12 protein-coding genes, 1 tRNA gene and 1 pseudogene are annotated in these 14832 nt (G+C 68.0%); 10 read left to right on the top strand and 4 right to left on the bottom strand.

The features are described from left to right. Nucleotides 1-149: pseudogene (locus QH195_RS28570) on the bottom strand (ABC transporter permease); the annotation flags it as partial. A 106-nt stretch (nt 150-255) separates the two neighbouring features. Between QH195_RS28570 and QH195_RS28565 the strand changes: the two are divergent. The 3 genes from QH195_RS28565 (at nt 256) to QH195_RS28555 (ending at nt 2679) form a co-directional block, all read left to right on the top strand. Continuing rightward, nucleotides 256-819, top strand: coding sequence for a glycosyltransferase family protein (locus tag QH195_RS28565; RefSeq protein WP_280437665.1), 564 nt, complete (start codon nt 256-258; stop codon nt 817-819). Between the two features lie 258 nt (nt 820-1077). Beyond that, on the top strand, nt 1078-1464 hold the full coding sequence (locus QH195_RS28560; RefSeq protein ID WP_280425455.1) for a nitroreductase family deazaflavin-dependent oxidoreductase: 387 nt from the start codon (nt 1078-1080) through the stop codon (nt 1462-1464). A gap of 183 nt (nt 1465-1647) precedes the next feature. Further along, complete coding sequence (locus QH195_RS28555) at nt 1648-2679, top strand: hypothetical protein (RefSeq protein WP_280437664.1); 1032 nt, start codon at nt 1648-1650, stop codon at nt 2677-2679. 243 nt (nt 2680-2922) lie between these two features. Here the strand turns inward: QH195_RS28555 and QH195_RS28550 are convergent. The 3 genes from QH195_RS28550 to QH195_RS28540 form a co-directional block, all read right to left on the bottom strand. Beyond that, a tRNA-Arg gene (locus QH195_RS28550) sits at nt 2923-2995 on the bottom strand. A gap of 93 nt (nt 2996-3088) precedes the next feature. Continuing rightward, nucleotides 3089-3799 (bottom strand): DUF305 domain-containing protein, encoded by a 711-nt coding sequence (locus QH195_RS28545; protein WP_280425439.1) that lies wholly within the window; start codon nt 3797-3799, stop codon nt 3089-3091. Then, nucleotides 3799-4767, bottom strand: coding sequence for a DUF3105 domain-containing protein (locus QH195_RS28540; RefSeq protein ID WP_280425440.1), 969 nt, complete (start codon nt 4765-4767; stop codon nt 3799-3801). The genes QH195_RS28545 and QH195_RS28540 overlap by 1 nt, the downstream gene beginning before the upstream one ends. A 92-nt stretch (nt 4768-4859) precedes the next feature. Here QH195_RS28540 and argS point away from each other — a divergent pair, with 92 nt between their 5' ends. From argS to rpmE, 7 genes are all read left to right on the top strand, one after another. Further along, nucleotides 4860-6518, top strand: a complete 1659-nt coding sequence (gene argS / locus QH195_RS28535) for an arginine--tRNA ligase (protein ID WP_280437663.1) — start codon at nt 4860-4862, stop codon at nt 6516-6518. A gap of 58 nt (nt 6519-6576) precedes the next feature. Continuing rightward, nucleotides 6577-7992, top strand: a complete 1416-nt coding sequence (lysA, locus tag QH195_RS28530; RefSeq protein WP_280425442.1) for a diaminopimelate decarboxylase — start codon at nt 6577-6579, stop codon at nt 7990-7992. Between the two features lie 32 nt (nt 7993-8024). After that, nucleotides 8025-9392, top strand: coding sequence for a homoserine dehydrogenase (locus QH195_RS28525; protein WP_280425456.1), 1368 nt, complete (start codon nt 8025-8027; stop codon nt 9390-9392). Then, the gene (gene thrC, locus QH195_RS28520; RefSeq protein ID WP_280437662.1) at nt 9389-10555 is read left to right on the top strand and encodes a threonine synthase; all 1167 of its coding nucleotides are present in this window, start codon (nt 9389-9391) and stop codon (nt 10553-10555) included. Before QH195_RS28525 ends, thrC begins: the two co-directional genes overlap by 4 nt. 2 nt (nt 10556-10557) lie before the next feature. Continuing rightward, nucleotides 10558-11535: a homoserine kinase gene (gene thrB / locus QH195_RS28515; protein WP_280417767.1), complete on the top strand. Its 978-nt coding sequence runs from the start codon at nt 10558-10560 to the stop codon at nt 11533-11535. A 314-nt stretch (nt 11536-11849) separates the two neighbouring features. Next, nucleotides 11850-13958, top strand: coding sequence for a transcription termination factor Rho (gene rho, locus QH195_RS28510; RefSeq protein ID WP_432278358.1), 2109 nt, complete (start codon nt 11850-11852; stop codon nt 13956-13958). Nucleotides 13959-14353: 395 nt separating this feature from the next. After that, entirely contained in the window at nt 14354-14587 is a 234-nt protein-coding gene (gene rpmE / locus QH195_RS28505; RefSeq protein ID WP_195055162.1) for a 50S ribosomal protein L31, read from the top strand. Nucleotides 14588-14832 lie beyond the last annotated feature (245 nt).

Here is a 14832-nt window from a genome sequence, read left to right as displayed (position 1 = left end):
GCGTCGATCTCCTCGGCGATCCGCATGGCGCCGAGCTGGGCGGTGAACCGGCAACCCGCCTGCGCGGCGAAGGCGATGGAGGCCATGATCGGTGCCAGTTCGCGGGTGGCGGCGGTCGCGGCGATCATGCCCAACTGCATCTCACGTCCCCTTTTCCCTGGGTTGGCGGTCCGGCTCGCATGTCGTAGTCGATTGTGCCCGCCGCCGCCGCGAACTTCTGTGCGCTCGGGTGTAACAACCTGTCGGCGGCACCGGGTGGGGGATTACTGTGCCCGCAACACCGCGGCGCTGCGGGATCTGGGGGTGCGGCACGCCCGGCACGTGCCGATCGGTCACGTTCCCGAACTCGAACGGATCCCGGCCGCCGCCGAGCAGGATATCGACGTTCTCGTCGTCGGTTCCCTCAACGAGCGGCGCATGGCCCCGATCGACGAATTGCGCCGGCTCGGCCTGAACGCGCAAGCGCATTTCGGTGTGTACGGGTCCGCCCGGGACGCTCTCTACGCGCGCGCGAAAATCGTTGTGAACACGCACTTCTACGACACCAAGATATTCGAGATCGTCCGGGTTTCGTATCTGCTGGCCAACGGGGTGTTCGTGATCTCCGAGCACTGCGCCGACACAGAGGAGGCCGACCGCTACGCCGACGCGGTCGTCTTCACCGACTACGACGATATCGTTACCACCTGCCTGCACTACCTCGCCGAACCCGAGCAGCGAGCAGCGCGGGCCGAAGCCGGCCGCGCGGTGATGCGCGCCCGGCCGGCCATCGACTACCTGGCGCCCGCGGTGACGGGACTGCCGGGCATGCCGAGCTGATCTCCGCACCTGGTACGCGCCGGACTGTCGTCACCCGCGAGGTATCGGCGGCGCAGCCGATCCGATCAGAAATCGAGAAGCGCCGGACACTCGGCCGCGGCTAGCGTCGTTCAGAAGAACAGCCCACCGGCCGGGAGCCGCTGGGCGTTGTCGCCGGGACAGCGAGAACCATCAGGAGGTAGGACCGTGGCGCAGGATCAGCGGGGCGAACGCAGGAAGAGCTCGTTCGGAGCGCTCTCACTGTGGTTCCAGCGGAAGATGAACGCGCGCACCACCGGCAAGATCCGCCGGAAGGGCGGCAAATACCTGGGCATGGATCTGCTGATCCTGCACACGACCGGCCGCCGGAGCGGGGAACCACGGGAAACGCCGATCACCTGGTTCGCCGATGACGATGGATGGCTGGTGGTCGCCTCGGGTGGCGGCAAACGGGACCCCGACTGGTATGTCAACCTGATGGCCCATCCCGAGCAGGCGGCCGTCGAAGTGCACGGTAGTCCGGCCGTACCCGTGACACCACATCGCCTCGCCGGTGACGACCGCGCACAGGCCTGGCAGCGCATCACCGGACAGCAGCCGCGCTATGCGAAGTACCAGCAGAAATCGGCTCGGGAATATCCGGTCGTCCGATTGACCCGACGGTGATCGCGGCGCAGTAGGACCACGCGGCCACCGGCCGATGATGAATGAGAAAGGCTGCCGACCGAAAAACCTGGTCGGGACGAACCCTCGCCGTTACAGGGAAGCTTTCTCGGTGCGCGCCGCCGAGTTCGTGCTCGTACACTCGCGTCCCTGGTGACAAGCACATTTCGTTGCATGGAGGGTTTCATGTCCGATCTCGGTGTCCATCTGTGCGGCAGTGTTCCGCTCCCGGATACGGCAGCGGTTTTCGAACAAGTCGCGACCAGGTTGGGGCCGCATATATCCCGTATCCCCGACGGCGAGACCGGCGAACGCGACAATTGGGTCGTGTGGCAACTGCCCAAATTGCAGAGCCACCCCGACCTCGTCACCGTGCCGCCACCGAGCCCGGAGTACGGCCCCAGCGAACGGGTCCAGCCGGCATCCGGGGTCGACCCCGCCACTATCGAATTGGGAACGCTGGGCTACGCGCGGGCCGCCGCCGATTCCTGGGAAGTCTTCCAGCGGATGCGCGAACGGGGAGTGATCGCGCCGGGCACCCGCTTCCAGGTCAGCCTGCCGACGCCGATCGCGGTGGTCGGCGCGTTCATCGCCGGCCCGCAAGCGGAGCTGGAACAGCGCTACGAGGCCGCTGTCCTGGCCGAGCTGGCGGATATCGTCGATAACATCCCGCACCGCGATCTGGCCGTCCAGTGGGACGCTGCGGTCGAATTCGCCCTCTTCGAAGGGGTATTTCCGGCGTGGTTCGGCGATGACGCGGCCGGTCTGCTCGGGGGAGTGATCGAACGGGCCGCTCGCCTGGGCAACGCGGTACCCGCGGAAGTCGAGCTCGGCTACCACCTCTGTTACGGCGATTTCGGCCACCGGCACTTCGTCGAGCCCGCCGATACCTCGAAACTGGTCGCGGTGGCGTCGGGTGTGGCTGCCGCCTTGCATCGCCCGCTGCAATGGGTCCATATGCCGGTGCCGAAGGACCGCACCGACGAGTCGTACTTCGCTCCGCTGGCCGACCTCACGCTCCACCCGGAGACCGCGCTGTACCTGGGCCTGGTCCATGCCTCCGATGGGTTCGAGGGTGCCCGGCGCCGTATCGAGGCCGCTCGTGGCGTCGTACCCCGCTTCGGTATCGCGACCGAATGCGGTATGGGCCGCCGCCCATCCGAACAGATACCCGCCCTGTTGGACCTGCACGCGCTGCTGGCAGACTCTCTCGACTGATACCCGAGGTGGAACCTGTCGTTGCGCGGCCGGTCACCACACCGACTCGTCAGAATTCGGGAACCGAGCTCCCGGGCGGATCAGGACAGGGCCCAACCGGCGGCTACAGCAGCCTGGCGGAGCGCCGGGGCTCCCAGGTGCCGCGGTCCGCGCCGGGTGGGGCTGCGTCCGTACTTCGTGGCCGAATGCGCGGATAACAGCAAAATCCCCGGACCGATATCGGTCCGGGGATTCTGTCGTAGGTGCCCTCGGCAGGAATCGAACCTGCGGCCTTCTGCTCCGGAGGCAGACGCTCTATCCCCTGAGCTACGAGGGCGGGGATCCACCCGAGAGGCCGGAAGTCCGGTCGATCGGGCGGTCCACAGCGTAACGCATCAGCCGCGGTAGAGCCAAAACGCGTGGTGGGGGCTCATCCGAACGGTAACGGTTGCGCGCCGCGGTCGGCGAGCATCTTGGTCATCAGCCGGGATTCGCCTTCCTGAGCGGGCAGCATCTGGCCGGCGAGTGTCTTGATCTCGGTGGTCTCGGCGTGTTCGGTGCCGTATTCGAGCATCGGGACCCCGCCCTGGTGGTGGCGCAACATCAGCTGGAGGAACAGCGTGTCCTGCGCAGGCCCCTGCGCGGCGCGGAGTTGCCGGAGCTCGTCCGTCGTCGCCATGCCCGGCATCGCGGCCGTACCCGCGCCGCCATCGTGATCGTGTCCGTGGCCGGCGTGCTCTTCCTGCGGCATCCAGGTCATATAACCGCCGGTCGCCCGGGCCGGCGCGTCCCATATCTGCAACCAGCCCTGCATTCGGCCGATCTGGCTCTGCTGGGTGGTGAGGATGTCGTAGGCAAGGCGCCGGACCTCGGGATCGTCCGAACCGGTCAGCGCGATCCCGGACATTTCCACCGCCTGCGCGTGATGCGCAGACATATCCTGCGCGAAACCGATATCCACGGGACCGGCCGGATTACCGTCGCCGGTGGTGTCCGGCGCCAGCAGGACACCGGCGCCGAACCCCACCACGAGCAGGGCGATCGCACCGATGATCAGGAGCGGGACGCGTTGTGCGCGCAGCTGGGCGCGCCGGCCCGGCGCCGGCTGCGTTTCGGCCTCGGTGGTCTCGGCTTCCGGCATTACTGCCCGGCCCCGGGCGCCGGCTGTGCGCCCACCGGCGCCTGCTGCTGTTGCGGCAGCGTGCCCGGCATACCCGGAACGGCCGGGATACCGCCCGGCAGTCCACCGGGCAGCCCGCCCGGCGCGCCACCCAGCTCGCTCTGGTCGGGCTGGATACCGCCACCGTCCATCGGCACCGCGTCGGCGCCGGGGGCGCTGGGGTCGTACGGCGGCGGGTTCTCGGTATCGAAGCCCATGGTGGCGCAGTCCGCGCCTACCTCCGGGTACTCGAAGGAGTTCAGCCGCAGCGCGGTGACGAACTGGCCGATGCGCTCGTCGTCGGCATTGTCCACGGCGAGCTGGTGGCCCCAGGACTGCAGCGAGATGGGCGCTTCCTGGTCCGGGTGCGGGGACATGAGCATGTACTGCTCACCTTCCACCCAGGCCTTCAACGTGTCGACCCCGTCCTCGTCGACCTTCTCGGGGTTGTAGGTGATCCACACGGCGCCGTGCTCCAGCGAGTGGACGGCGTTCTCCTCGCGTAGCGCCTTGTCGTAGACGGTGCCCATGCAATCGGCCCAGGAGGCGTCGTGCGGTCCGCCGAACGGGGGCGTCTTGTCGTAGGCCACCCGCTGGGTGGCATCGACGTGCAGGCCCGCCGGGTACTCCTGTGTCACCACGCCCTGGATCTGGGCGGAGGGGTCCTGGTTCTGCTCGGTCGGCGCGAACTGCTGACCCAGCGATTCACGCAGCTGCCGGACCTGCTCCTGCCGTTCCCGCAGCGCGGCCTGCTCCTGATATTTCGGGACCAGGCTCACCGCGAGCGCCCCGACCAGCGCGACGAGTACCACGATCGCGCCCACCGTGAGCCACGGGATCCGCTGCATCAGCGGTGGCTTGTTCCCATTTCTACCGCCCCCGCGAACGGAAGAGGCTTTGCCCGCCGCCTTGACGGCTTTCGCCGATTTGGCGCTGGTCCTGTTCGGCATACCGGTCCTAGCTCTTTCCCACGTGATGAACAGTGCATTGCTGCGGTGCCCACTCGCGGCGCGCACCCACTCGGACCATAGGATAGAGACTCGTGACTCCAGCCGACCTTGCAGATCTCCTTCACGCGACGGCCGCGAAGGTACTCGCCGAACGCGGACTGGACCCCGCGGTCCTGCCCGACAAGGTCGATGTGGAGCGTCCGCGTAATCCCGAACACGGTGACTACAGCACGAATGTGGCGATGCGGGTAGCCAAGAAGGCGGGCACGAATCCGCGTGAGCTGGCCGGCTGGCTGGCCGAAGCGCTCGGCGATACATCGGCCGTGGCGAGCGCGGAAGTGGCCGGTCCCGGCTTCCTGAACATCCGGCTGGCGGCTTCCGCGCAGGGCGTGATCCTGCAGCAGGTGCTGACCGCCGGTGTGAATTACGGCACCGCCGACGCCCTGGCCGGTACGAAGATCAACCTGGAGTTCGTCTCCGCGAACCCGACCGGTCCCGTACATCTGGGTGGCACTCGCTGGGCGGCCGTCGGCGACGCCCTGGGCCGGATTCTCGCCGCGCAGGGCGCCGAGGTCACCCGGGAGTACTACTTCAACGATCACGGCGCGCAGATCACCCGGTTCGCCGAATCGCTGGTCGCGGCCGCCACCGGCGCGCCGACTCCGGAGAATGGATACGCGGGCGCCTATATCGCCGAAATCGCCGGCCAGATCGTGTCCGCGCATCCCGGTGTGCTCGACCTCGCCCCCGAGCGGCGGCTCGAAGTGTTCCGTGCCGAGGGCGTGGAACTCATGTTCGCCCATATCAAGAAAACGCTGCACGAATTCGGCACCGATTTCGATGTGTATTTCAACGAGAGTTCGCTGTTCGCCTCCGGTGCGGTGGAACGCGCGGTGGAAACGCTGAAGAATTCCGGCGACCTGTACTCGAAGGACGGCGCCTGGTGGATCAAGAGTTCCGATTACGGTGACGATCAGGACCGGGTGGTCATCAAGAGCGACGGCCATGCCGCTTATATCGCCGGTGATATCGCGTATCTGCAGGACAAGCGGTCGCGTGGATTCGACCTGTGCATCTATATGCTCGGCGCCGACCATCACGGGTATATCGGCCGTTTGAAGGCTGCCGCCGCGGCTTTCGGTGACGACCCCGACAGCGTCGAAGTGCTCATCGGGCAGATGGTGAACCTGCTGCGCGACGGTGTCGCGGTGCGGATGAGTAAACGCGCCGGCACCGTTGTCACCCTCGACGACCTGGTGGAGGCCATCGGCGTGGACGCCGCCCGCTATTCACTGGTGCGCAGTTCGGTGAACTCCAGTATCGATATCGACCTGGACCTGTGGACGAAGCAGGAAAGCGTCAACCCGGTCTACTACGTGCAGTACGCGCACGCCCGCGCGGCGTCGATCGCCCGTAATGCCGCGGAATTCGAATACGACACGGTGACACCGGATTTCGCGCAGCTGGACTCCGATCTCGAAGGCGCGCTCATCCGGACCCTGGGCGAGTTCCCCCGGGTGGTGGCGAGCGCGGCCACCCTGCGGGAACCGCATCGTATCGCCCGCTACCTGGAGGAACTGGCCGGCGCCTACCATCCGTTCCAGTCCAACAAGGCGCTGCGCGTACTGCCGATGGGCGACGAACCCGTGAGTCCGGTCAATGCCGCCCGGCTGGTGCTGGCCAACGCCACCCGGCAGGTGCTGGCCAACGGGCTGGCGCTGCTGGGCGTTACCGCACCGGAGCGGATGTGACCGCCACCCGCTATCGCAACGACCGACTGTTCCGGCAGTGGGTGAGGAAGGGAGACCGATGAGTGTCCATCCGGCCGGGCCCCGGCACGCCGATATCCCGCACGCGCCGAATCTGCCGCAGCGCCCGGCGGATCCGCGGGAGATGATCGATCTGCCGGAGAACGTGTGGCCGCGCAATGCGACCCGTGACGCCGACGATGTGGTGCGCCTCGGCGGCATACCTGTCACCGAACTCGCCGCGCAGTTCGGCACCCCGCTGTTCGTGGTGGACGAGGACGATTTCCGGTCCCGCTGCCGCGATATGGTGCGCGCCTTCGGTTCGGACTCGCGAGTGCACTACGCCTCCAAGGCATTTCTGTGCGGTGAGGTGGCGCGGTGGGTCCGCGACGAAGGACTGTCGCTGGACGTGGCCTCCGGCGGTGAACTGGCGGTCGCGCTGCACGCCGGGTTCCCCGCCGAACGTATCGCGGTGCACGGCAACAACAAATCCGTCGCCGAACTCGAGGCCGCGGTCGCGGCGGGGGTCGGCCATGTGGTGGTGGATTCGCTGTTCGAGATCGACCGGCTGGAAGCCGTCGCCGGCGCGGCGGGGGTCGTGCAAGATGTGCTCGTCCGGGTCACCGTCGGGGTCGAGGCACATACCCACGAATACATTTCCACCGCGCACGAGGACCAGAAATTCGGTTTCTCCATTTCCGGCGGTGACGCCATGGAGGCATTGGCCCGGGTTTTCGAAGCCGACAACCTCCGCCTCGTCGGCCTGCACAGCCATATCGGCTCGCAGATCTTCGAAATCGACGGTTTCGAAATCGCGGCGCACCGGATGCTCGGGCTGCTTCGTGAGGCCGTCGACAAATTCGGTGTCGAACGCACCGCGCAGATATCGCTGCTCGACCTGGGCGGCGGGCTCGGGATTTCCTATCTGCCCTCGGACACCCCGCCCCCGCTGGACGCTTTCGCCGAGAAACTGCGGGTCCTGGTTGCGCGGGAGGCCGAACTGGCCGGTTTGCCGGTCCCGCGCATCGCGGTCGAACCGGGCCGGGCGATCGCCGGACCGGGTACGGTGACCCTCTACGAGATCGGCACCATCAAGGATGTATCCCTCGACGGTGGCCTGCGTCGCCGGTACGTCAGCGTCGACGGTGGGATGAGCGACAATATCCGCCCCGCGCTGTATCAGGCCGATTACCACTGCCAGCTCGTCTCGCGGGGTTCACAGGCCGAGCCGGTGGTGGCCCGCGTCGTCGGAAAGCATTGTGAGAGCGGCGATATCATCATTCGCGATACCTGGCTCCCCGCCGACGCCGGGCCCGGCGACCTCGTGGCCGTGGCCGGGACGGGCGCCTACTGCTATTCCATGTCGAGCCGGTACAACATGCTGACCAGGCCCGCCGTGGTCGCCGTCGCCGACGGTACGGCGCGGCTGATCCTGCGCCGGGAAACGATCGACGATCTGCTCGGTCTGGAGGTCTGATGGACGCGACGAAAGGGGCGGATGTGCCCGAGATGAGCGTGCCCGCGGTGAATGACGTCGTACCGGGCCGGTGGGGCCCGGATCGGCCCATCGGGGTCGCGGTATTGGGTATGGGCAATGTGGGCAGCGAGGTCGTGCGGATTCTGCGCGACCACGCCGACGATCTGCAGGCTCGCGTCGGTGCACCGGTGACCCTGCGCGGGGTCGCGGTGCGCAATCTCGACCGGGACCGCGGCCTGCCCGCCGAACTGCTGACCACCGACGCCGAGGGCCTGGTCGCCCGGTCCGATGTCGACGTGGTGGTCGAGGTCGTCGGCGGTATCGACCCGGCGCGCGCGCTCATCCTTGCCGCGCTCAATGCCGGTAAATCCGTGGTCACCGCCAACAAGGCGCTGCTGGCCGATTACACCGGGGAACTGGCTGCCGCGGCCGAACGCAGCCGCGCCGATCTCTACTTCGAGGCCGCGGTCGCCGGGGCGATCCCGGTGGTGCGGCCGCTGATCCAGTCGCTGTCGGGCGACCGGGTCAACAGAGTGGTCGGCATCGTCAACGGCACCACCAATTTCATCCTGTCCGCAATGGACGAAACCGGCGCGGATTACGGCGAGACCCTCGCCGAGGCCACCCGCCTCGGGTACGCCGAAGCCGATCCGACCGCCGATGTCGAGGGCTACGACGCCGCCGCCAAGGCCGCCATCCTCGCCTCCCTCGCGTTCCACACCCGGGTGACGGCCGCCGATGTGTTCCGCCAGGGCATCTCGACGATCACCGCCGAGGACCTGGAAACCGCCTCCGCGGTGAACTGCGCCGTGAAACTGCTCGCGATCTGCGAGCGGGTTCCGGCCGGCCCGGGGGAGCCCGGTCCGGCCGAGGGCGGTAAAGAACGGGTTTCGGTGCGCGTCTATCCGGCGCTGATCCCGCGCAAACATCCGCTGGCCACCGTCAGCGGGGCATTCAACGCGGTGGTCGTGGAGGCCGAGAACGCCGGCCGGTTGATGTTCTACGGCCAGGGCGCCGGCGGCGCACCCACCGCCTCGGCGGTACTGGGTGATCTGGTGATGGCTGCCCGCAACAAATTCTTCGGTGGCCGGGCTCCCGGCGAATCGGTCTACGCGGCGCTGCCGATCGCGCCGATCGGCGATACCCCCACCCGCTACCACGTGAATCTGAAGGTCGAAGACCGTCCCGGTGTGCTGGCCCGGGTGGCGGGTAAATTCGCCGAGCACGGGGTCAGTATTTCCACCGTCCGGCAGGAAGGGCACGATGACCGGGCACGGCTCGTCGTCGTCACCCACCTGGCGACGGAGTCGGCGCTGGCCGAAACCGTGGCCGCACTCGCGGATATGGAATCCGTCACATCTGTCACCAGCGTCCTGAGATTGGAAGGCACCGAAGAATGACAACAGCATCGCGCAGCGATTCGGTCAGGGGCGGCGGTGGGGCGACGGGCGGGCCAACTGCATCGCGTAGGGGGCCTGCCGGTGTCGCTCCGCAATCCGGCGCGCACTCCCGCTGGCCCGGGCTGATCGCCGCCTACCGGGATCGGCTCGCGGGTGCGGCCGACTGGGAACCGGTCACCCTTTTCGAGGGTGGTACCCCGCTGGTACCGGCCCCGTACCTTTCCGAACTCACCGGGTGTGAGGTGTATCTCAAGGTCGAAGGTGCCAACCCGACCGGTTCGTTCAAGGACCGGGGTATGACCATGGCGATGACCGATGCCAAGTACCGGGGTCAGCAGGCGGTGCTGTGCGCCTCCACCGGCAACACCTCGGCCTCGGCCGCCGCCTACGCCACCCGCGCCGGCATGACCTGTGCGGTGCTCATCCCGCAGGGCAAGATCGCCATGGGCAAGCTCGCCCAGGCCGTGATGCTCGGTGCCAAGGTGATCCAGGTCGAGGGCAATTTCGACGACTGCCTGGAGCTGGCTCGTAAGGTCACCTCCGATTTCCCGTCGATCGGCCTGGTCAACTCGGTGAACCCGGCGCGGATCGAGGGCCAGAAAACCGCCTCGTTCGAGATCTGCGATGTGCTCGGCACCGCCCCCGATGTGCACGCGCTGCCGGTGGGGAACGCCGGCAATATCACCGCCTACTGGCGCGGCTACCGCGAATATCATGCCGACGGCGTGACGGGTTCGCTGCCGCGCATGCTGGGTGTCCAGGCCGCCGGGGCGGCGCCGCTGGTCAACGGTGCCCCGGTGAAGGAACCGGAAACCATCGCGACCGCCATCCGGATCGGTGCGCCCGCCTCGTGGAACGGGGCGGTCGCGGCCAAGGAGGAGTCCGGTGGGGCGTTCCGGGCGGCCACCGACGACGAGATCCTGGAGGCGTACCGGCTGGTCGCGGCGAAGGAAGGCGTATTCGTGGAGCCTGCTTCCGCGGCAAGCGTTGCCGGGGTGCTGGCGGCCCGCGCCGACGGCTGGCTCGAGCCCGGACTGAAGGTGGTCTGCACGGTCACCGGCAACGGCCTGAAGGACCCCGATACCGCACTTCTCGGTATGCCCGAGGTCCAGGCCATCGCCGTCGACCCGGTGGCCGTCGCCGCCCGACTCGAGCTGGCCTGACCTTGGACACGCGCGAAAGCCGGCTCACTGCTCCCACCCTGCCGGCCGGGCTCACCGTCACGGTCCGGGTTCCCGCGTCCAGCGCGAATCTCGGCCCCGGGTTCGATTCGCTGGGGATGGCGCTGGGTATCTACGACGAGATCGAAGTACGCAGTACCGATTCCGGACTGGATATCCGGGTGGAAGGCGAAGGCGCCGACGAGGTGCCCTGGGGGCCACAGCATCTGGTGGTCCGGGCCATCGAACGCGGACTGGAGTCGGCCGGGGTCTGGGCCGACGGCCTGGAGGTGCTGTGCCGGAATACGATTCCGCACTCCCGCGGACTGGGTTCCTCGGCGGCGGCCGTGGTCGGCGGTATCGCCGCGGGCTGCGCGCTGGCCGCCGAATTCGACCCGGCCCTGGCCGTCGACACCGACCGGATGGTGCAGCTCGCCGCCGAATTCGAGGGGCATCCGGACAATGCGGCGGCCAGTGTGCTGGGCGGTATCGTCGTCTCCTGGACCGAGACCGGCCCGGGTCCCGAGGCCATCGGTGATATCGCTGCGCCGCAGCGGATCTACCGCGCTGTCCGCCTCGACGGGCACGCCGGCCTGCGACCGGTGGTTCTGGTCCCCGACGAGCGCTCGTCCACCGCGCAGACCCGGGGCCTGTTGCCCGAACTGATCCCGCATCGCGACGCCGCGTTCAACGTGAGCCGGGCCGCGCTGGCGGTGGTAGCCCTGACCCAGCGCCCCGATCTGCTGCTCCCGGCCACCGCGGACCGGCTGCACCAAACTCAGCGCGCACCCGCCCTGCCGCTGACCACCGCCTGGATCGACCGCTTGCGGGCCGCCGGAATCGCGGCTACCGTTTCGGGCGCCGGCCCCACGGTGCTCGCACTCGGGACCAGCGCTTTCCCCGACGAACTGCGTGCGCGTGCCGCGGCGGACGGGCTGCGGGTACTCGAGCCCGGCCTCGCGGAAGGCGTCCGGATCGCCTGACGGGCGCGTCCGCCTTGCCGAGGTTCGTAGTTGCCCGCTATCCTGGGCAAGTCCGTACATCGCGCGCATCAGACGCCGGTGCTTCATCAGGGCAATCGCTCCAGCAGGCTCCAGGCTCGAGCCTCCATGCCATGGGGGTGCCGCGCAGCCTCTGAACTGGAATGATCTCTTCCACCATTTTTCGGCGGTGGCGAAGCACCCGGTCCCGGAGGGGCAGGCGATACGGCTACAAATCCGAGTCCGGCAGCGAGATCGGGCTACGGAACGAAACCCTCGACACAGCACACGGCCATCGAGGGAAGGAAAGGATCTCCGTGACAGATACGGACCTGCTCGCGACACCCGGGGTGGAATCCGACTCCGAACCCTCGGGCAACCGCGAAAGTGACTCCGGACAGATTTCGAAGATGAGCGAAAACACCGACATCGGATCGGGGCTGACTGGAATGTTGTTGCCGCAGTTGCGCGCACTGGCAGGGGAACTCGGAATTCGGGGCACCTCCGGTATGCGCAAGGGTGATCTCATCGCTGCTATCAAGGAAAATCAGGCCGGCAGACCCGCCGCCGCGGAGCGCAACACCCGCGCGAAGGCTGCCAAGGAGCGTAAGTCCGCGGAGCCCGCCGCGGCCGCGTCCACCACGGCCCCGGCCGCGCCCGCCGCCGCCCCGGCCGAGTCGCCCGCGCCCACGCGGACCACGACCGATCGCGCCGCCACCGGCGCCGATAATGCGTCCGGCGACGCCAAGGCCGCCGAGAAGCAGGCCGCCACCAATGGTGCGGCGAACGCCAACGGCACCGCGGAGGCCGGGAAGTCCGACGCTTCGAAGGCCGCAGCCGACGCCAAGGGGGATACCAAGGCCGACGCCAAACCCGAGACCAAACCCGCCGACACCGAGGACACCGGCCGGGATTCCGGCCAGCGTGGCCGCGGCCGGCAGCGTCGCGGTCGCGATCAGCAGGGCAAGAACGCCGGCGATTCCGGCGAGGCGCGCACCGACGAAGCCAAGTCCGACGGCGGCAAGCCCGAGTCCAAACAGGACACCAAGGACTCCGACCAGGGCGAACGCCGGCGGGACCGGAACCAGGGCGGCCAGCAGAGCCAGGGCGAACAGCGCGGCTCCGGCGGTAGCCGGGGCGGCGACAGCAACCGCGGCGGCGGCGACGACGAAGAAGGCGGCCGCGGTCGCCGGGGTCGCCGGTTCCGTGAACGCCGCCGCGGCCGCGACCGCGAGGGCGGCGCCGGCGGTGATGCCCGCGAGCCCGAGATCCGGGAAGACGACGTTCTGCAGCCGGTCGCGGGCATCCTCGATGTCCTGGACAACTACGCGTTCGTGCGTACCTCCGGCTACCTGGCCGGGCCGAACGACGTCTACGTCTCGATGAACCTGGTCCGCAAGAACGGCCTGCGCCGCGGTGACGCGATCACCGGTGCGGTGCGTGCCCCACGTGAGGGCGAACAGGCCAATCAGCGACAGAAGTTCGATCCGCTGGTGCGTCTGGACACGGTCAACGGTGCCGAGGTGGATTCGGCGAAACGGCGGCCCGATTTCAACAAGCTCACCCCGCTGTACCCCAATCAGCGGCTGCGCTTGGAAACCACGCCGAACAAGCTGACCACTCGGGTCATCGACCTGATCATGCCGATCGGTAAGGGACAGCGTGCCCTGATCGTGTCGCCGCCGAAGGCCGGTAAGACCACGATCATGCAGGACATCGCCAACGCGATCGCGATCAACAACCCCGAGTGCTACCTCATGGTGGTGCTGGTCGACGAGCGTCCCGAAGAGGTCACCGATATGCAGCGTTCGGTGAAGGGTGAGGTCATCGCCTCCACCTTCGACCGGCCGCCGTCCGATCACACCTCGGTCGCCGAACTGGCCATCGAACGGGCCAAGCGCCTGGTCGAAATGGGTAAGGACGTGGTGGTCCTGCTCGACTCGATCACCCGCCTGGGCCGCGCGTACAACAACTCCTCGCCGGCTTCCGGACGCATTCTGTCCGGTGGGGTCGATTCCACCGCGCTGTATCCGCCCAAGCGGTTCCTCGGCGCGGCGCGCAATATCGAGAACGGCGGCTCGCTGACGATCATCGCCACCGCGATGGTGGAAACCGGTTCGACCGGTGACACGGTGATCTTCGAGGAGTTCAAGGGCACCGGTAACGCCGAGCTCAAACTCGACCGCAAGATCGCCGAGCGGCGCGTGTTCCCCGCGGTGGACGTCAATCCGTCCGGTACCCGTAAGGACGAACTGCTGCTCAATGTCGACGAGGCCGCGGTCCTGCACAAGCTGCGCCGCGTGTTGTCGGGCCTGGATTCGCACCAGGCGATCGATCTGCTGATCGATCGATTGAAGAAGAGCAAGAACAACCTGGAATTCCTGATGCAGGTCTCCAAGACTGCTCCGGGAGCACTGGACGAATAATCGGTGCCTTTCGCGCGGCGCCGGGTCCTCGAACGGATCCGGCCCCGCCGAATAATAACCGAACCGGCGGGGGGGGGGGGGGGGGGGGGGGGGGGGCGCGGGGGGGGCGGGGCGCCCCCCCCTCCGCCCGCCCCCACCAAAAAACCCCCCCGGGGGGGGGGGCGCCCCCCGCCCGGCCCCCCCCCCACGTCTCGTTTCCGCCGGACGCGCGTCCACGGGTATCCATCCCATGCGGAACAAATACCGGGGGAGGTGCGTTGCAGGGGGCGTCGGTGGTTCTGGCATACTGGACCGCCGTGCGTCTGCGAATCGCGCAGACTCCCGCCTTAGTCGGTTCCGGTTCACGTTCGACGAAATATGCGAGCGACCCGGCGACCAATATCGAGAGGACATCCATGAAGGCAGGAATCCACCCGGCCTACGTCGACACCACTGTCGTCTGTGGCTGCGGTAATACGTTCCAGACCCGCTCCACCAAGGAATCCGGGCATATCACCGTCGAGGTCTGCTCGCAGTGCCACCCGTTCTACACCGGCAAGCAGAAGATCCTGGACACCGGTGGTCGTGTGGCCCGCTTCGAGGCCCGCTACGGCAAGCGCGCCAAGAAAGCCGACGCCGACGCCAAGTAGCTTTCCCACCAGCGCCCGGTCCTGCCCTTTCGCAGGCCGGGCGCTGTGTTTATTCTGCGGCGCCTGCGGCGCCGCGGGGTTTTGCCCCCCCCGGTTGCCGCGTTTTTACGACAAACACAACGGCGGGGGCCCCCCCGAACCCCCCCCCCGGCGGGGCGGCGGTACCGCGCGGCCCGCCCCCGGCCGGTGGTTTCCGGATCAGCCGAACCGCCCCCACCGTGCGCGGCCGGGTGTCGGGCCTGGAC

It is taken from the genome of Nocardia carnea, assembly GCF_029868855.1.
GTDB classification, from domain to species: Bacteria; Actinomycetota; Actinomycetes; order Mycobacteriales; family Mycobacteriaceae; genus Nocardia; species Nocardia carnea_A.
The sequence above is the reverse complement of the archived record's forward strand: the minus strand, read 5'-3'. Positions and strand labels throughout refer to the sequence as shown.